The following is a 15,977-nucleotide window of genomic DNA, read 5'->3' as shown; positions in this document are numbered from 1 at the left end:
AGTTCGCTAGCTTTTCTTTTGTTAACTTATATAAAAATAATGTTGACATAAATGTATTGATCGAATACGATTATTGGTAATTAGAAGTAAAAGGGGGAGAATAATGGATTGGTTATCGTTAGCAGATCGTGTGTTAGATGGGGGAGAAATTACAGATAATGAGGCACTTGCTATATTAAATTGCCCCGATGATGAGCTGTTACTATTACTCCAAGGCGCTTATCGCATTCGTAAAACGTATTACGGAAATAAAGTGAAATTAAATATGATTATGAATGCAAAGTCGGGATTGTGCCCTGAAAATTGTGGATACTGTTCTCAATCTTCTATATCAACTGCTTCAGTTCCGACATATAAAATGGTAAATAAAGATACGATTTTACAAGGAGCCAAGCGAGCGTATGAATCAAAAATAGGAACATACTGCATTGTTGCAAGTGGAAGGGGACCAAGCGATAAAGAAATTGATATCGTTGTATCTGCAGTGAAAGAAATTAAAGAAATGTACGGTTTAAAAGTATGTGCATGTCTAGGAATATTAAAGCCGGAACAAGCGTTGCGCTTGAAAGAGGCGGGTGTTGATCGCTATAACCATAACATTAACACATCCAAAGAACATCATCCTCACATTACGACTTCCCATACATACGATGATCGGGTACGTACGGTGGAAACGGTCAAGGAAGTAGGGATGTCCCCATGTTCAGGTGTAATTATCGGTATGAAAGAAACAAAACAAGATGTAATCGCGATGGCGAGGAGTTTAAAAGCGCTAGATGCGGATTCGATCCCTGTAAACTTTCTTCATGCGATTGATGGAACGCCGTTAGAAGGGGTAAAAGAATTACATCCGCGCTACTGTTTAAAAGTGTTGGCACTATTTCGATACACTAACCCTACGAAAGAAATTCGTATTTCTGGAGGGAGAGAAGTAAACTTACGTAGCTTGCAACCACTTGGTTTGTATGCTGCGAACTCCATTTTTGTTGGCGATTACTTAACGACTGCCGGACAAGAAAAACATGCTGATTTTCAAATGCTCGAAGATTTAGGATTTGAGATTGACTTTGCTCCAGCATCTCATGCGAGATAAAAAAGCCGACGTTGTGTGTCGGCTTTTTTATCTATACATATACTATTACTAATTACGATGCTCAACATTGGAGTGAAGTTCATGTGATATCACGAAAATTTGAAAATGAGCGATTGCGACGAAAACAAGAAGAAAAAGAAATTATTGACGGTTTATTAGATATTTATAACGACTATAAATGGTTGTATGAATGGTTTGGTGACGAACGGTATGAACAGATGATGAAGCAAATCGTTCAACAACTAAAAAAGTTTACTCTACGGAAACGACGCGAATAACGCTATATACATTGCCATAACAAATATATGAAATATGGAATACAAAAAAAGAATATGATGCAAAATAGTGCATTCGTGATCGTTTCCATCCATTGATCAATTCGTTCGTCCATAAGTTTGTCCTCCGTTTCTTTTTACTTTCAACGTATGTGTACATAGCAGTAAATATACATAAAATCGGATGACATAAATGAATCATTTTTTCATAACATAATACAAAGGGGGCGATGTTGTGAAAGAAATTGAAGTCGTTATTGATACGGAAGAAATTGCGGAGTTCTTTTACAATGAACTTGTTCGGCGAGGCTTTGTCCCAACAGAGCGTGAAATTGAGGAAATGGCAGATATTATGTTTGATTATTTGATCGAAAAGTGTATTATTGATGAAGAAATAATTGACGAATAAAGCGGCGGTTGTTCCGTCGTTTTTTATTTGAAAGTTGAAACATTTTTCTTTTTTATTCGTAAAACATATAAAATAAAAAGAATGGGAGGTTGTTTTTATGGGATTATTTAATAAAGTTTTAGCAAGTATTGGTATCGGGGCAGCGAAGGTAGATACGAAGTTACACGAGTCACAATTATCACTTGGTGAACGCGTCACAGGAGTTGTAGAGGTGACAGGAGGAAATATAGACCAACAAATTGATGATATATATTTATCCCTTTGTGCTACATATACAAAAGAAGTAGATGATCGAAAAGTAACGAAGCAAGCAATTATTGAAAAGTGGAAAATTGCCCAATCATTCGTGATTCGTGCTGGAGAAAAGAAACAATTTCCGTTTTCTTTCTCCCTTCCGCTTGACACACCAATTACAGTTGGAAAAACAAGAGTGTGGTTACACACAGGACTTGATATTAAAAATGCCGTCGATCCGACAGATGAAGATTATATTCGTGTTCAACCTAATCGGATGATGAACGAAGTATTTCGGGTAATGGAAAACTTAGGATTCCGTTTGAAAGAAGCCGAGTGCAAAGAGATCGCTTATCATGTTCGTAAAAACCTCCCTTTTGTTCAAGAGTTTGAATTTGTACCGGTTAGTGGTGAATTTCGTGGAAAGCTTGATGAGGTGGAAATCATCTTTTCCCCACACGCACTAGATGAATGCGAATTGCTTATACAAGTCGATCGACGCGCGCGCGGGTTAGCCGGGTTATTTGCAGAGGCACTTGATTTAGACGAAACATTTATCCGCGTCACCATTCATGAGCAGCATATTCAAACATTGCAAACAGATCTTGCTTCATTAATTCGACGATATGCTTAAAAGATTGGGAGCTCCCAATCTTTTTCGTTCATAAATGTCGGAATATTATATATATTCGACAAAAATAGTAAAAAAATGCAAAAGGAATCGACAAAACGAATCACTAATATGTTACGTAAAGAAGAAAGGGAGTGGATGTTAGTGATTCGGATGTTTATGGGAAAAATATTAAAACCCACACAATGTTATGACGTCACGCTATTTCAAACTCCGCAATTTGGTCAAACAAAAGGATATCGACAAGTGTATCGGCTGACGGTGGATGGGGAAGATCATGATGACGTATTAGCTGAAGTTTATCGTATGTTTAATGTTCCTGATTTAGTACCGAAAGACTATGAAGCGCGTTATGTAGGTACGGGGGACATTTTGCTCATTGATGAAGGAAAATACGGTCAATTTTTTTATCGTTTAAGTCCGAACGGATGGGAACGCATTCATCGTATGCATGTACGTTAAAAAATGTCTTTAAATGTTCACAAAATTGTGCTATATTGTATATAGACAATTAGCACAAGGTTAGAGTATGATAAAAAATTCCCCTTGTGCACAAGGGGATTATTTTTTTCTTTTATTAGCATTGTACTCTTTATCGTGTGCTTCAGCTTCAGCGATTAACGTCTCCTTTGGAACATGATTGTTTTTCTTCGGACTATTGATGCGGTTGCGATGTTTTTTTCCCAATCGTCATCCTCCTTTACATGTAGTTACATCCATTAACATCGACAAGAACATAAAAAATATACATATGGGGTGGGAAAAGCGATGTTTGCGTTCATCATTTCTTCGATTGTCGGGATTGTTGCAATTTTTTGTTCATTGTTTATTAAATTTGAATTGGAGCGATTAATTGGGCGGAGAAAGAAAATTTTCTTCCTTCATTTTGCAAACATTAGCATCACTAATGTTGTTATTGCAAGCGCTTACTATGTGTTTAGCGGAATGTTTGAAACGAACGCACATCCATTTTATCTTATATATTTAGCGTCTTTAGAGGCGATGTTGCCGATTTACGTTGTTTGCTATTTAATATATGAACATTATGAGCAAGCGAAGAAAAAATATGTCGTAAGTGAAGATAAAAAAGTTTTATATGTAAAACCAAAGTATTTTCGAAAGATATCGTAATAAGGGCGAGGGGGCGCCCCTCTTTTTTTATACATGAAAAACAATGCTTTAGCGAAATATAAGAGTGTGGTATAGTATATATGCAGCGATAAAGGCTAAAGGAGGATACATATGAGCGTTCATATTGGTGCAAAAGAGCATGAAATTGCGGATAAAATTTTACTTCCTGGAGATCCGCTTCGTGCAAAGTACATTGCAGAAACGTTTTTAGAGGGAGCTACTTGTTATAATCAAGTTCGTGGTATGTTAGGATTTACAGGTACATATAAAGGACATCGGATTTCTGTTCAAGGGACAGGTATGGGGGTTCCGTCTATCTCTATCTATGTTACAGAATTGATGCAAAGTTATAACGTTCAAACATTAATTCGTGTCGGAACGTGCGGTGCGATTCAAAAAGATGTAAAAGTTCGTGACGTCATTTTAGCAATGGCATCGTCAACGGATTCACAGATGAATCGCATGACGTTCGGAGGAATTGATTACGCTCCAACGGCTAACTTCGACTTGCTGAAAACGGCATATGAAATTGGAAAAGAAAAAGGATTGCAACTAAAGGTTGGTAGTGTATTTACAGCTGACATGTTTTATAATGAAAATGCGCAGTTTGAAAAGCTAGCACGCTACGGTGTGCTTGCAGTAGAGATGGAAACAACAGCGCTTTATACGTTAGCTGCTAAATTTGGTAGAAAAGCGTTATCTGTCCTAACTGTAAGTGATCATATTTTAACTGGGGAAGAAACAACAGCTGAAGAGCGTCAAACGACATTTAATGAAATGATCGAAGTCGCACTTGAAACAGCGATTCGTCAATAAAAAATGAAAAAATGAAAGCTCTTGCGGGAGGCACTCCGCGGAGCTTTCTTCTATTCGTGAGGGAGAAAAATGAAAAAATGGATATGTTGCTGTTTAATTATAGTTAGTGGATGTCAATCATTTGGATCACTTGAGCAAGAACAAAAACCCATCCCCCCTGTACAAGTTGAACAACCGACACAATCTTCTGAAATACCGATACCACCTTCCGAAACAAAGGAACAAGAAGAACTTGTGCTTGAAGAACAATTTTGGAATCGAGTTGAAGTGCAAAACGGGGTAAAAGTGATTGTTAATCCGGATAACGTGCTTGCCTTAGTAAATAAAGAACAACAATTGCCGGCCGACTACAAGCCGACTGACTTAGTCATTCCAAATGTTCCGTTTACGTTCAAAGAAACAGATGTTGAAAAGCGTCACATGCGTGCAGAAGCTGCAAAGGCGTTAGAAGAGCTATTTGCAGCAGCGAAACAACAACAAATTGAGCTGTATGCTGTATCAGGATATCGTTCATATGAGCGACAACAACAACTATTTGCATCTGAAGTTCAACGGTTAGGGGAAGAGAAAGCAGTTGTTGCCGTTGCGATGCCGGGAAAAAGTGAACATCAAACAGGATTAGCGATCGATATTACAAGCCCAAGCGTTCAATATACGATTACGCCTGCATTTGGTGACACACCGGAGGGGAAATGGGTAGCCCAGCATGCTCATGAATTTGGTTTTATTATTCGTTATCCGAAAGGAAAGGAGCATATTACGAAATATCAATACGAACCTTGGCATTTGCGTTATGTTGGTAAAAAAGTGGCCAAAGTCATTTATGAGAAACAAATTACGTTGGAAGAATATTTTCAAATCGTAAAGAAAATATAAATTACACACATTTAAATACGCGATATTTTTCAAATACAAGAGCCAGCTTTTTAGAGATGTATATATATAATTCCGATCGATATACGGCGATTAGTGCTTGACGGAAATGCATTTGTTTAACAAATAAATCAATTTGTTGCTTGGCGTACTTCATTGCTTGATGTTGTGAAATCATTTGTTTTTTTATAATTTTTAATTCGATTTCTTTCAATAATGACACGGAAAAGCGAAGGATCGTTGCCTCTGTTTGATCGATAAATTGCGAAATCATCGTTCTCATTCCCCCTTCGTGCATATTTACAATCTTGAAATATACTTTACAATACATTAACATATTTTATTCGAAAAGAATGTCGGAATGTGCGATGAATTTTCGACAAAAAAGGGAGCCACTGTGTGACAGTAGCTCCCTTTTTATAATACAATTGCTGCAATCCATGCGAAAATAATGACAGGGATGTTGTAATGAATAAATGTTGGGACACATGTATCCCAAATGTGATGATGTTGACCGTCAATGCTCAAGCCTGATGTTGGACCAAGCGTGCTATCAGAGGCAGGTGATCCAGCATCACCAAGTGCACCAGACGCACCAATAATCGCAATTGTTGCCATCGGGCTAAGTCCAAGCTTCATACAAAGCGGAACGAAAATCGTTGCGATAATCGGAACAGTAGAAAACGAAGACCCAATTCCCATCGTGATCAGCAGTCCGACAATTAACATAAGCAATGCACCAAGCGTTGCGTTATGACCAATAAGTGAAGCGGCTTGTTCAACGAGTTTCTCAATGTGGCCAGTTTGTTTTAATACATTAGCAAATCCCGAGGCGCTTAACATCACAAATCCAATGAACGCCATCATGCGCATACCTTCTGTCAATAAACGATCGCTCTCTGCTAAACGAATGCATCCGCTTAAATAAATGACGACAATTCCTGCAAATGCTCCAAAAATCATGGAGTCGAGAGCAAGTTGTACGGTTAAAGCGATGATGACAGCAATGATTGCAAACCACACTCCGCGTTGTTGAAACGATTGAGCCCCTTCGCTTTCTAATTTTACTTGTTGATATGTGCGCGGTTTTCGATATGTGAAAAAAGCAAGAAGTAAACCAACGATCATTCCAAGTGAAGGTAAAAACATCGCTTTTGGAATATCCGACTTTGCGACAATTAATCCACCTTGAGCCATATTTGACTGTACAATGTCATGAAAAATTGCTCCAAATCCGGTAGGTAGCCACATATAAGGCGTAATTAAGCCGAATGTAATGATTGATGCCACTAACCGACGATCCACTTGCAATTCATTTAAGACGTGCAAAAGTGGTGGAATCAAAATAGGAATAAATGCAATATGAATGGGGATTAAGTTTTGCGAAAAACAAGACATTAATAAAATGGCAAGAAGAACAAGTGCTTTGGAATATTGTGCCCTTTTTCCTTCTCCTTGTTTTCCAACGATTTTTATAATGATATGAACAATGGCGTTCGGTAATCCCGTTTTGGAAATAGCGATCGCAAATCCACCTAACAATGCATAACTTAAAGCGACTTCCGCGCTATTTCCTAATCCTTCAGAAAATACTTCAACGGTTTTCGAAAGACTGAGATTTCCGATCCATCCCCCTACTAATGATGCAATTAGTAATGAAAATACAACGTTCGTTCTCATTAAACTAAGAATGAGCATGACGAGTACTGAGACGACAACAGCATTCATAATATGACCTCCACAAAATACTTTAGTTTGATAAAATGGTAGAGTGATGAAACACTAAACAATCTATCACATTTACCAATCAGCCGTCAACAATAAATTTGGTTAAAGGCAATGTTATTGCGTGTTCCCTACTGTTCTTCAATGAACCAATTTTGTTGCTATAGACCCACACAATATATGCCTGTTACAATGTTAACGCAAAAATGATCAAGAAGTTGGTGAACATATGACGCAAATGAAACCTGAAATTGGGGCATGGGTAAGCATCGGCTCCTATATTATCTTATCTTTGGGGAAGTTATACGTCGGATATATGTCAAATTCCGAGGCGTTAAAAGCTGATGGGTGGAATAACTTTACAGATATCCTTACTTCTATCGCTATTTTAATTGGACTGCTCATCGCAAAAAAGCCTCGGGATGACAATCATCCGTACGGTCATTCGCGTGCGGAACATATTTCATCTTTAATTGCAGCATTTATTATGATGTCTATCGGGGTAGATGTGTTAATAAACGCGGTGCAAATATTGAAAGATGGGGAGTATATGAAGCCGGATGTAATAGCAATATGGACAGCAGGTGCTTCAGCTGGATTTATGTTTTTTGTATATATGTTTAACAAACGTTTAGCGATGGTTACAAATAGTCAAGCGCTTGCGGCTGCAGCTAAAGATCATTTATCTGACGTGCTTGTTAGTGTAGGAACCGTCGTTGGTGTGGTTGGCGCTCAGTTACATATGCGTTGGCTTGATCCTGTTACCGCTTTTGTTATTGGATTTATAATTTGCAAGACAGCATGGGATATTTTCAAGGAAGCGTCCCATACGTTGACGGACGGTTTTGATGATGAAATGTTAAGGAGATATAAACAGGAGATTGAGCGTATTGACGGTGTAAAACAAGTGGTCGATATTAAAGGAAGAATGTATGGGAATGAAGTGGTGATAGATGTTACGATTTGTGTTGCTCCGCATTTAAGTGTTGTCACAAGTCATGACATTGCCGATCAAGTGGAGCGGTTGCTTGAACAAAAATATGGCGTTGTTTATGCCCATGTGCATATTGAGCCGTATGAACAAGACCATGTTTTTCGTGGGGAGTGAGATGAGGAAAGGAGTTACAAAATGGAAAGCAGAACAATTGGAGTAATTTATGCACTATCTGCGTACGTACTATGGGGAATATTACCTTTATATTGGAAGTTACTTCAGCATATCGGGGCAGAAGAGATTTTATCTTATCGTATCGTCACTTCTTTTTTATTTATGATTGCGTTGTTGTTTATTCAAAAAAGCTGGTGTACGTTTTTGCATACGTGTCGATGGTTATGGAGAGAAAAAAAGCGAGCAGTCGCTTTCATTGTTGCCGCGATGCTTATTAGTACAAATTGGTTTATTTACATATGGGCTGTTAATCACGATCATATGGTTGAAGCAAGTCTAGGCTATTATATGAATCCGCTATTAAATGTTTTATTAGGTGTTATTGTGTTAAAAGAGCGTCTGTACAAATGGCAAGTTGTCTCGTTTATTTTAGCAGCTTTTGGCGTTGTGCTGATGACGATTGAATACGGTAAATTTCCATGGATCGCTCTGTCGCTTGCTTGCAGCTTCGCGTTGTATAGCCTTGTGAAAAAAGTGATTAAAGTTGATGCAACAATCGGTTTAACAGTAGAGACGATGCTTGTTACTCCTTTTGCGCTAGCATGGATTGTTCATTCTAGTGAATGGTCAGAACCTTCTTTTTCATTGATGACGATGTTGTTGCTTGTTGGTGCTGGACCAGCAACCGCATTGCCTCTTTTGTATTTTGCTAAAGGGGCGCAACATATTTCACTAACTCTTTTAGGATTTTTACAATATATTTCACCGACATTAAGTTTACTGCTAGGAGTGTTTTTGTTTCATGAGCCGTTTACAAATGCTCATATATATGCATTTAGCTGCATTTGGACTGCATTGATTTTATTTTCAATTTCTAGTACACGGGAAAAACGAAGAGAAAAGTCGTTAAACATGTAGCGTCTGTCTGAAGGGACAGACATTTTTTTACCCATTTTTTCAAAAACCATAACGTTTTCCTTAGTAGTTGAATAGGTTGTTAGTACAAGAAGGAGGTGTCAAAAGATGAGTGGAGGACATCATCATGGCGGTGGCTTTGCGTTAATTGTTGTATTATTTATTTTGTTAATCATTGTTGGTAGTGCTTATATTGGTGGCTGGGGATATTAATTAAACAATAAAGGGGGAAATATGTTATGTACGGATATGGATGTGGATATGGCTATGGTTATCCAGGATACGGAAAAACATTTGTGCTCATCGTTGTGCTCTTTATCTTGCTTATTATCGTCGGTGCGGCTTGGTGCTGAAGAGCAAGAGGGATTTCCCTCTTGCTTTTATGCATGTTTCCATTTTTGACGTAGTCGCATGAATAATAGACTTGCACCTGAAGCTAAGCCAATAATAAGACCGAGCCAATACCCAAACGGTCCGGCAACGGTATAATGGGCTAGTGCATATCCAACCGGTAAGCCGACTAACCAATAAGATACAAGTGCAATAAAAAACGGGAATCGAACATCTTTGTATCCTCGCAATGCCCCTTGAATCGGAGCGGCAATGGCATCGGAAAGTTGGAAAAATAGGGCATATAACAAAAATTGCTTCGTCCATTGTAACACATGTTTATCATTCGTATATAGGAAAGCGATCGTTTCACGAAATAACAATAGGACGATAGAGGCAGCAATAGCCATCGTCACGGCGAAAGTAATGCCAACCATGCAATAACGTTTTGCGTGCTCCAGACGATTGGCTCCCACTTCAAAGCCGACAATAATCGTTAAAGTGAGAGAAATGCTTAGCGGAATCATGTATAAAAGTGAAGCAAAATTCATCGCTGCTTGATGGGCAGCGATTATCATTGTTCCGAATTGACTCATTAACAAGGTGACAGCAGAAAAAATGCTTGTTTCAAAAAAGATGGATAGTCCAATAGGCGTACCGATCGAAACTAATTGTTTCCAAATATAAAATGAAATGGGGCTAAACTTTTTCAGTATATTATATGTGGAAAAAGGTTTGCGAAAGCGAACGAGCAAAAGTGCGCATATCAATAAGCACCAATACGTTATACTTGTAGCGTATCCTGCACCGACTCCACCGAGCGCTGGGATGCCCCATCGTCCAAAAATGAGCATATCATTCAATAAAATATTTAAAGGTAATGAGCATAATGTTAACGTCATTGTAATCTTTGTTTGACCGAGGGCATCCATAAACGAACGGAGAACGTAATAAATGAAAATTGGAACAACACCAATACATAATGCTTGCAAATATTGATAGGCAACAGTTTGCACATTGCTCTCGATATATATGTTTTTCAATAAAATAGGGACGAGAAAATAAATAATTGTCAACACAAAGCAGGCAAAAACGATCGCTACATATACCGCCTGTTCCACTGCTTTAGAAATATGTTCGTGTTCTTTCGCTCCAAATGCTTGGGAAACGATCGGAGTTAGACCAGTCAAGATCCCCCCAATCCCTGTAAATATAGCAACCCAAATGTTTGATCCGATGGCTACACCTGCCAAATCAACAGCGCCATATTTTCCAGTCATCATCACATCAAAAAAGTTCATCATATATAGGCTTATTTGCGTGAGAAAAATCGGAAATAGTATATGTAAAAATTGTTTTATTTTTTCTTTTAACGTATATGTTTCTTTCATCGGCTCCTCCAAATACATGTAAAAAATGTGGACAGACGATATTATAACATACTATTTTTATATATTCATATATAACCCTCTTGCTTTTCATGTTAAGTTTTGTTACATTAGAAAAGCCGTTTTTTATTAGAACATTAGGTGAGGTGACGAATATGCAATTATTCCAAACAGTTGTATCATTTTTAAACAACATATTATGGTCGTATGTTCTTATCGCTCTTTTAATCATCTTCGGGCTGTACTTTACATTCCGTACAAAGTTCGTTCAATTTCGTTATTTCGGTGAAATGTTCCGCGTCATCACAGAGGGACCAGAAAAAAAAGGTGGGATTTCGTCGTTACAGGCGTTCTTTATGAGTACAGCGTCCCGCGTTGGAACAGGTAACTTAGCTGGTGTAGCGCTAGCCATTTCTGTTGGCGGACCTGGTGCGGTATTTTGGATGTGGCTAATTGCTTTGATCGGCGGTGCATCAAGTTTCGTTGAAAGTACGCTTGCCCAAATTTATAAGGTTAAAAATGGAAAAAATTATCGCGGTGGTCCGGCATATTACATTGAGCAAGGATTGAAAAAACGTTGGTTAGGCGTATTGTTTGCTATCTTAATTACGTTTTCATTTGGTCTTGTATTTAACTCCGTCCAGGCAAATACGATTACGTTTGCATTTGAACATGCTTTTCAAATGGATCGAACAGTGATTGGTGTTGTACTTACAATTTTGACCGCATTTATTATTTTTGGTGGTGTGCATCGCGTGGCGAAAGCATCATCGATTATTGTTCCAGTGATGGCCGGTTTATACTTATTGATCGCGTTTTATGTTGTACTTACAAATATCACTCAATTACCAGCTATCTTTGCATTAATTTTTAAACATGCATTTGGTATTGAACAAGCAGTCGGTGGCGGAGTCGGTGCAGCAATCATGATGGGAATTAAACGTGGCTTATTCTCGAATGAAGCTGGAATGGGTAGCGCTCCGAACGCTGCGGCGACAGCAGAAGTTTCCCATCCTGTAAAACAAGGACTTATTCAAACATTAGGTGTATTCGTTGATACATTAGTTGTTTGTAGCGCGACAGCATTTATGATTTTATTATCAGGCGATTATATGAAAGAAGGGCTTGATGGAATTACTTTAACACAAACAGCATTAAGCACACATATTGGTGAATGGGCAAAAGGATTTGTTGCAGTAAGTGTGTTTTTATTTGCATACAGCTCAATTATCGGAAACTACTATTACGGTGAAACAAATATTGAATTTATTCGTTCAAGTAAAACATCGTTGCTTATGTACCGTCTCGCTGTATTAGGGATGGTCGTTTGGGGTTCTGTGTCGAGCATTCAAATCGTATGGGACTTAGCTGATTTATTTATGGCGTTTATGGTTATCGTGAACTTAGTTTCAATTTCCCTGCTTGGTCGAGTGGCTTTTGCAGCATTGCAGGATTATATGGCACAACGAAAACAAGGGGGAAATCCAGTATTTTACGCGCGGAATATCGGTGTAGATCATGAAGTAGAATGTTGGAAAGAAGAACGGGTAAACGTCAAAAAAGACGTGTAAAAATGAGGCTGCATGACTGCAGTCTCATTTTTTTAAATAAGCAGGTAATTCAATAATTAAAACATAAACCGTGACTGAATTCACTTGGAACACGCATTGAACCTTTATGCAGTTCAATAATTTTACGTGATAAAGATAAGCCAAGCCCCGTTCCCGTAGGCTTTATCGAAAAAAAACGGATCAAAAACTTGCAACAGTTGGTTTTGATCAATGCAAACCTCATTTCGCTATTCCTTATCAGCTAGTATGTAAATTCATTTTTATAAAACTATGTTCTAAATGAAAGAAGTGATAAACGAAAATAGAAATGAATAAGATGAGAAAGAAAAAATAAGAAGGAGGGAAGAAGATGACACCTCAATTTATGTCTCTGATCGACCCTTATGTTTACCAAACGTTACAAACAATTAAAGGAAGAGAGGTAGTGGTCGAAACAGTACGGGGAAATATGCAAGGTATCATTCAAGACGTGAAGCCAGATCATATTGTGTTAAAAAGTAGCGATACCCTTTTTTTTGTTCGCATCCAGCAAATCGTTTGGATTATGCCGAAGTAAAAAGGAGGGGACTTGATGTTTACAAGAATAAACAAGCTTCAAATTGAGTTGCCAAAATCTACGTATGCGGACGCTAATGCAGCAGCGGCCGTTCAAGAGTTACTCGGTGGAAAGTTTGGAGAAATGTCAACATTAAATAATTACTTGTTTCAATCATTCAATTTTCGGGAAAAGAAAAAATTGAAGCCTTTTTACGATTTAGTTGCAAGTATTACTGCAGAAGAATTAGGTCATGTGGAGCTTGTTACAACAGCTATAAACTTATGTTTAACAGGAACAACGCATGAAGGTGCCCCGGATATTACGCCAATGCAAAACGGGGTGGGTCAGCGAAACACATATCATTTTATTGCAACTGCACAAACAGCGTTGCCAGGAGATTCGATGGGAAAATCGTGGTCAGGTGACTACGTGTTCAATAGCGGAAACTTAGTGTTAGATTTATTGCACAATTTCTTTTTAGAATGTGGTGCACGTACACATAAAATGCGTGTATATGAGATGACGGAGCATCCTGTCGCAAGAGAAATGATTGGTTATTTACTTGTACGAGGAGGAGTTCACGTTATCGCATATGCTAAAGCCCTTCAAATTGTTACAGGGGTTGATGTTACAAAAATGCTACCAATCCCTAATTTAAGTAACGATAAGTTTGATGCAGCAAGAAAATATGAAGCGCAGGGATGGCACCGAAGATTGTATACATTTAGCGAACATGATTATGAAGATGTTAAACAAATTTGGAAAGGTACGCATCCGCTTGATGGAGGACAGCTTGAAGTTATTCAAGGTACGCCAGCAGGTGGCCCAATTCCAGATTTAGAAGCTGTTGAGGAAACCTTTGCCCCAGGCATTTCATACGAAGATTTTCTTGAAATCGCGAAACGTCTGCAACGATCTGCCGGATTGTAACAATAAGAAAATAACAAGCTGTGCCGGGCGCATAGCTTTTTCTTTCGTCATTTTCAATTAATTAAACTATGTTCTAAATAATCAATGTAAAAAGAAAAAAAACAATAGACAATTGATTGAGTAGTTAAAAATAACATATAATAAAGAAGACACAAAGGAGGATGAAAACCATTGATCTCACTACAACATATTGAAGAAGCTCAACAACGAATGAAAAACGTTGTACATAAAACTCCTCTTGAATTTTCTCAAACATTTAGCCGTTTATCAAACAATCGAGTATACATGAAATTAGAAAATTTACAGAAAACAGGTTCATTTAAAGTGCGAGGATCATATAACAAAATTATGTCATTAAGTGATGAGGAAAAAAGTCGAGGGGTTATTGCAGCCTCGGCGGGAAATCATGCTCAAGGAGTTGCTTATTCAAGCCGTATGATCGGTATCCCATGCACAATTGTCATGCCTAAGGGAGCACCATTAAGTAAAATTCAAGCGACACAAAGTTATGGTGCCAACGTCATTCTACACGGAGACGTATTTGATGAATCACTGGAATATGCTCGAAAGTTGCAACAGGAAACAGGAGCAACGTTTGTTCACCCCTTTGACGATCCAGCTGTTATTGCCGGACAAGGAACAATCGGACTAGAATTATTCGAACAACTGAATGACATCGATGCCGTTATTTGTCCGGTTGGTGGCGGTGGATTGCTTGCAGGCGTAGCTATTGCAATGAAACAAAAAAATCCAGCTATCCGCGTATACGGAGTTGAATCGACTGCTTGCGCGAGCACGACAGCAGCGAAACAACATAATCAACCGATTATCATTACTCCATCGAATACAATTGCAGATGGGATTGCTGTGAAGCGAATTGGGGACTTAACATTTTCATACATACAGAAATATGTCGATGATATCGTTTGTGTGGAAGAAACAGATATTTCACGAACAATGTTATATTTACTCGAACGAAATAAATTACTTGTTGAAGGTTCGGCGGCTTGCTCACTAGCAGCTTTATTGTATAAAAAAATTCCGCTTGAAGGAAAAAATATTGTGGCCATTTTAAGTGGGGGAAATGTCGATGTAACGCTCATTTCACGAATTATTGAACGAGGGCTCGTTGAATCAGGAAGATTCGTCACATTTTCAACAGTCATTTCTGACAAACCGGGACAGTTAAATAAATTATTGCGCATTATCGCCGATTTAGAAGCGAACGTCATGTCCATTGATCATCAACGAATAGGGACAAACGTTCTTCCAGGGCAAGCAGAAGTGCGATTTTCCCTCGAAACAAAAAATAGGGAGCATATTGATCAAATTCAGCGTGTGTTGATAGAATCTGGATACGTGATTCGTCGTCTTGATTAAAAACGTAAATCGTACATTTTTTTCTTCACGTAAAACAATGCTTTTAAAATGATGCCTTTTTTACTATTATTAAATTAAATAAACGATTGACATTAAAGGTGGGGAGAACAAATGAAACAAATGGAGTTTTTTATCGTTCCGCACCCAAGGGGAACCGTACGAGTAGATGTATATAAAAAGAACGGGTCGTACGAAGCGCATGCAAAGTTTAAAGATGTGGCCACAACACAAGCGAGCGGAAACGATAAACATTTAGCAGTATTACAAGCACTACATGAGCTTGCTAAATTTTTAAATAAATATAAAGGTTCTTGAAGGAGGAATCAATCTTGATTCATTTAAACTGGCACGAACGTCCAACGATAAAAAAGGTTGTATGTAACCATACAAATGCCGAAAAATACATCGTACATAACGTATTAACACCAGGCAAAGAGTATGAAGTAAAAAGTGAAACAGATGATTTTTATTTTATTATCGATAATCGAGGCAAAGTCGGTGGCTATTATAAGCATTATTTTACAGAAAAAGCGGTGTAATGCCGCTTTTTTTCATTTTTTACACAACATTCTCAAATAAATTTCACAATTATGTATTATACTCGCTTACGGATTGAACGAAAATAAGGGG

General features: G+C 38.1%; 22 protein-coding genes and 1 pseudogene. 18 read left to right on the top strand and 5 right to left on the bottom strand.

Translation table 11 applies throughout. The features are described 5' to 3' along the window. The first annotated feature begins 100 nt into the window (after positions 1-100). The 5 genes from bioB (at position 101) to ACYQY7_RS01040 (ending at position 3,104) form a co-directional block, all read left to right on the top strand. Positions 101-1,093 (top strand): biotin synthase BioB, encoded by a 993-nt coding sequence (gene bioB, locus ACYQY7_RS01060; protein WP_461200398.1) that lies wholly within the window; start codon positions 101-103, stop codon positions 1,091-1,093. An 83-nt stretch (positions 1,094-1,176) separates the two neighbouring features. Beyond that, positions 1,177-1,371 (top strand): hypothetical protein, encoded by a 195-nt coding sequence (locus ACYQY7_RS01055; protein WP_461200308.1) that lies wholly within the window; start codon positions 1,177-1,179, stop codon positions 1,369-1,371. A gap of 232 nt (positions 1,372-1,603) precedes the next feature. Next, complete coding sequence (locus tag ACYQY7_RS01050; protein ID WP_069201725.1) at positions 1,604-1,777, top strand: YozD family protein; 174 nt, start codon at positions 1,604-1,606, stop codon at positions 1,775-1,777. A 97-nt stretch (positions 1,778-1,874) separates the two neighbouring features. Then, positions 1,875-2,645 carry a sporulation protein gene (locus ACYQY7_RS01045; protein WP_461200307.1) on the top strand — a complete coding sequence of 257 codons (771 nt, stop codon included), beginning with the start codon at positions 1,875-1,877 and terminating at the stop codon, positions 2,643-2,645. A 108-nt stretch (positions 2,646-2,753) separates the two neighbouring features. Further along, positions 2,754-3,104 (top strand): hypothetical protein, encoded by a 351-nt coding sequence (locus tag ACYQY7_RS01040; RefSeq protein ID WP_461200306.1) that lies wholly within the window; start codon positions 2,754-2,756, stop codon positions 3,102-3,104. Positions 3,105-3,203: 99 nt separating this feature from the next. Here ACYQY7_RS01040 and ACYQY7_RS01035 read toward each other — a convergent pair whose 3' ends face one another. Further along, a complete protein-coding gene (locus ACYQY7_RS01035; RefSeq protein ID WP_280790529.1) occupies positions 3,204-3,329 on the bottom strand; it encodes a hypothetical protein in 126 nt (41 codons plus the stop codon). 81 nt (positions 3,330-3,410) lie between these two features. On the opposite strand from ACYQY7_RS01035, the gene ACYQY7_RS01030 reads away from it, so the two are divergent. The 3 genes from ACYQY7_RS01030 (at position 3,411) to ACYQY7_RS01020 (ending at position 5,465) form a co-directional block, all read left to right on the top strand. Continuing rightward, on the top strand, positions 3,411-3,773 hold the full coding sequence (locus ACYQY7_RS01030; RefSeq protein WP_461200305.1) for a hypothetical protein: 363 nt from the start codon (positions 3,411-3,413) through the stop codon (positions 3,771-3,773). 111 nt (positions 3,774-3,884) lie between these two features. Beyond that, a complete protein-coding gene (gene deoD, locus ACYQY7_RS01025) occupies positions 3,885-4,589 on the top strand; it encodes a purine-nucleoside phosphorylase (RefSeq protein ID WP_035046461.1) in 705 nt (234 codons plus the stop codon). Between the two features lie 69 nt (positions 4,590-4,658). Next, positions 4,659-5,465, top strand: coding sequence for a M15 family metallopeptidase (locus tag ACYQY7_RS01020; protein WP_461200304.1), 807 nt, complete (start codon positions 4,659-4,661; stop codon positions 5,463-5,465). Between the two features lies 1 nt (position 5,466). Here ACYQY7_RS01020 and ACYQY7_RS01015 read toward each other — a convergent pair whose 3' ends face one another. Further along, positions 5,467-5,799, bottom strand: a complete 333-nt coding sequence (locus ACYQY7_RS01015; RefSeq protein ID WP_461200303.1) for a hypothetical protein — start codon at positions 5,797-5,799, stop codon at positions 5,467-5,469. 80 nt (positions 5,800-5,879) lie between these two features. Next, positions 5,880-7,190, bottom strand: coding sequence for a Na+/H+ antiporter family protein (locus ACYQY7_RS01010; RefSeq protein WP_461200302.1), 1,311 nt, complete (start codon positions 7,188-7,190; stop codon positions 5,880-5,882). A gap of 226 nt (positions 7,191-7,416) precedes the next feature. Here ACYQY7_RS01010 and ACYQY7_RS01005 point away from each other — a divergent pair, with 226 nt between their 5' ends. The 4 genes from ACYQY7_RS01005 to ACYQY7_RS00990 all read left to right on the top strand — a co-directional run bounded on the left by ACYQY7_RS01005 (position 7,417) and on the right by ACYQY7_RS00990 (position 9,563). Continuing rightward, a complete protein-coding gene (locus ACYQY7_RS01005; RefSeq protein WP_461200301.1) occupies positions 7,417-8,295 on the top strand; it encodes a cation diffusion facilitator family transporter in 879 nt (292 codons plus the stop codon). 21 nt (positions 8,296-8,316) lie between these two features. Beyond that, the gene (gene rarD / locus ACYQY7_RS01000) at positions 8,317-9,213 is read left to right on the top strand and encodes an EamA family transporter RarD (protein WP_461200300.1); all 897 of its coding nucleotides are present in this window, start codon (positions 8,317-8,319) and stop codon (positions 9,211-9,213) included. A gap of 105 nt (positions 9,214-9,318) precedes the next feature. Next, positions 9,319-9,423 (top strand): YjcZ family sporulation protein, encoded by a 105-nt coding sequence (locus ACYQY7_RS00995; protein ID WP_021094060.1) that lies wholly within the window; start codon positions 9,319-9,321, stop codon positions 9,421-9,423. 26 nt (positions 9,424-9,449) lie between these two features. Next, positions 9,450-9,563: a YjcZ family sporulation protein gene (locus ACYQY7_RS00990; RefSeq protein ID WP_003398685.1), complete on the top strand. Its 114-nt coding sequence runs from the start codon at positions 9,450-9,452 to the stop codon at positions 9,561-9,563. Between the two features lie 27 nt (positions 9,564-9,590). On the opposite strand, the gene ACYQY7_RS00985 is transcribed toward ACYQY7_RS00990, so the two are convergent. Then, complete coding sequence (locus ACYQY7_RS00985; protein ID WP_461200299.1) at positions 9,591-10,931, bottom strand: MATE family efflux transporter; 1,341 nt, start codon at positions 10,929-10,931, stop codon at positions 9,591-9,593. A gap of 152 nt (positions 10,932-11,083) precedes the next feature. On the opposite strand from ACYQY7_RS00985, the gene ACYQY7_RS00980 reads away from it, so the two are divergent. Then, positions 11,084-12,499, top strand: a complete 1,416-nt coding sequence (locus tag ACYQY7_RS00980) for an alanine/glycine:cation symporter family protein (RefSeq protein WP_461200298.1) — start codon at positions 11,084-11,086, stop codon at positions 12,497-12,499. 24 nt (positions 12,500-12,523) lie between these two features. Here ACYQY7_RS00980 and ACYQY7_RS00975 read toward each other — a convergent pair. Further along, positions 12,524-12,674: pseudogene (locus ACYQY7_RS00975) on the bottom strand (ATP-binding protein); the annotation flags it as partial. 174 nt (positions 12,675-12,848) lie between these two features. On the opposite strand from ACYQY7_RS00975, the gene ACYQY7_RS00970 reads away from it, so the two are divergent. From ACYQY7_RS00970 to ACYQY7_RS00950, 5 genes are all read left to right on the top strand, one after another. Next, complete coding sequence (locus ACYQY7_RS00970) at positions 12,849-13,055, top strand: YuzF family protein (protein ID WP_461200297.1); 207 nt, start codon at positions 12,849-12,851, stop codon at positions 13,053-13,055. Positions 13,056-13,070: 15 nt separating this feature from the next. Then, entirely contained in the window at positions 13,071-13,967 is an 897-nt protein-coding gene (locus ACYQY7_RS00965) for a manganese catalase family protein (RefSeq protein WP_461200296.1), read from the top strand. Positions 13,968-14,138: 171 nt separating this feature from the next. Then, on the top strand, positions 14,139-15,347 hold the full coding sequence (ilvA, locus tag ACYQY7_RS00960; protein ID WP_461200295.1) for a threonine ammonia-lyase: 1,209 nt from the start codon (positions 14,139-14,141) through the stop codon (positions 15,345-15,347). 111 nt (positions 15,348-15,458) lie between these two features. Then, positions 15,459-15,662, top strand: coding sequence for a hypothetical protein (locus tag ACYQY7_RS00955; RefSeq protein ID WP_461200294.1), 204 nt, complete (start codon positions 15,459-15,461; stop codon positions 15,660-15,662). Between the two features lie 14 nt (positions 15,663-15,676). Beyond that, positions 15,677-15,886: a DUF6501 family protein gene (locus tag ACYQY7_RS00950; RefSeq protein WP_461200293.1), complete on the top strand. Its 210-nt coding sequence runs from the start codon at positions 15,677-15,679 to the stop codon at positions 15,884-15,886. Positions 15,887-15,977: the final 91 nt, after the last annotated feature.

It is taken from the genome of Anoxybacillus sp. TBDG-1 (genome assembly GCF_054815885.1).
Note: the sequence above shows the minus strand (reverse complement) of the source record. Positions and strands in the feature narration are given on the sequence as shown.

Coding starts and splice junctions, on each gene's coding strand:
- deoD (WP_035046461.1), top strand. CDS start 3,885: ATGAGCGTTCATATTGGTGCAAAAGAGCATGAAATTGCGGATAAAATT.
- ACYQY7_RS00980 (WP_461200298.1), top strand. CDS start 11,084: ATGCAATTATTCCAAACAGTTGTATCATTTTTAAACAACATATTATGG.
- ACYQY7_RS01040 (WP_461200306.1), top strand. CDS start 2,754: ATGTTACGTAAAGAAGAAAGGGAGTGGATGTTAGTGATTCGGATGTTT.
- ACYQY7_RS01045 (WP_461200307.1), top strand. CDS start 1,875: ATGGGATTATTTAATAAAGTTTTAGCAAGTATTGGTATCGGGGCAGCG.
- ACYQY7_RS01020 (WP_461200304.1), top strand. CDS start 4,659: ATGAAAAAATGGATATGTTGCTGTTTAATTATAGTTAGTGGATGTCAA.
- ACYQY7_RS01010 (WP_461200302.1), bottom strand. CDS start 7,190: ATGAATGCTGTTGTCGTCTCAGTACTCGTCATGCTCATTCTTAGTTTA.
- ACYQY7_RS01005 (WP_461200301.1), top strand. CDS start 7,417: ATGACGCAAATGAAACCTGAAATTGGGGCATGGGTAAGCATCGGCTCC.
- ACYQY7_RS00955 (WP_461200294.1), top strand. CDS start 15,459: ATGAAACAAATGGAGTTTTTTATCGTTCCGCACCCAAGGGGAACCGTA.
- ACYQY7_RS00995 (WP_021094060.1), top strand. CDS start 9,319: ATGAGTGGAGGACATCATCATGGCGGTGGCTTTGCGTTAATTGTTGTA.
- ACYQY7_RS01030 (WP_461200305.1), top strand. CDS start 3,411: ATGTTTGCGTTCATCATTTCTTCGATTGTCGGGATTGTTGCAATTTTT.
- ACYQY7_RS00965 (WP_461200296.1), top strand. CDS start 13,071: ATGTTTACAAGAATAAACAAGCTTCAAATTGAGTTGCCAAAATCTACG.
- ACYQY7_RS00990 (WP_003398685.1), top strand. CDS start 9,450: ATGTACGGATATGGATGTGGATATGGCTATGGTTATCCAGGATACGGA.
- ACYQY7_RS00985 (WP_461200299.1), bottom strand. CDS start 10,931: ATGAAAGAAACATATACGTTAAAAGAAAAAATAAAACAATTTTTACAT.
- ACYQY7_RS01015 (WP_461200303.1), bottom strand. CDS start 5,799: ATGTTAATGTATTGTAAAGTATATTTCAAGATTGTAAATATGCACGAA.
- rarD (WP_461200300.1), top strand. CDS start 8,317: ATGGAAAGCAGAACAATTGGAGTAATTTATGCACTATCTGCGTACGTA.
- ACYQY7_RS00970 (WP_461200297.1), top strand. CDS start 12,849: ATGACACCTCAATTTATGTCTCTGATCGACCCTTATGTTTACCAAACG.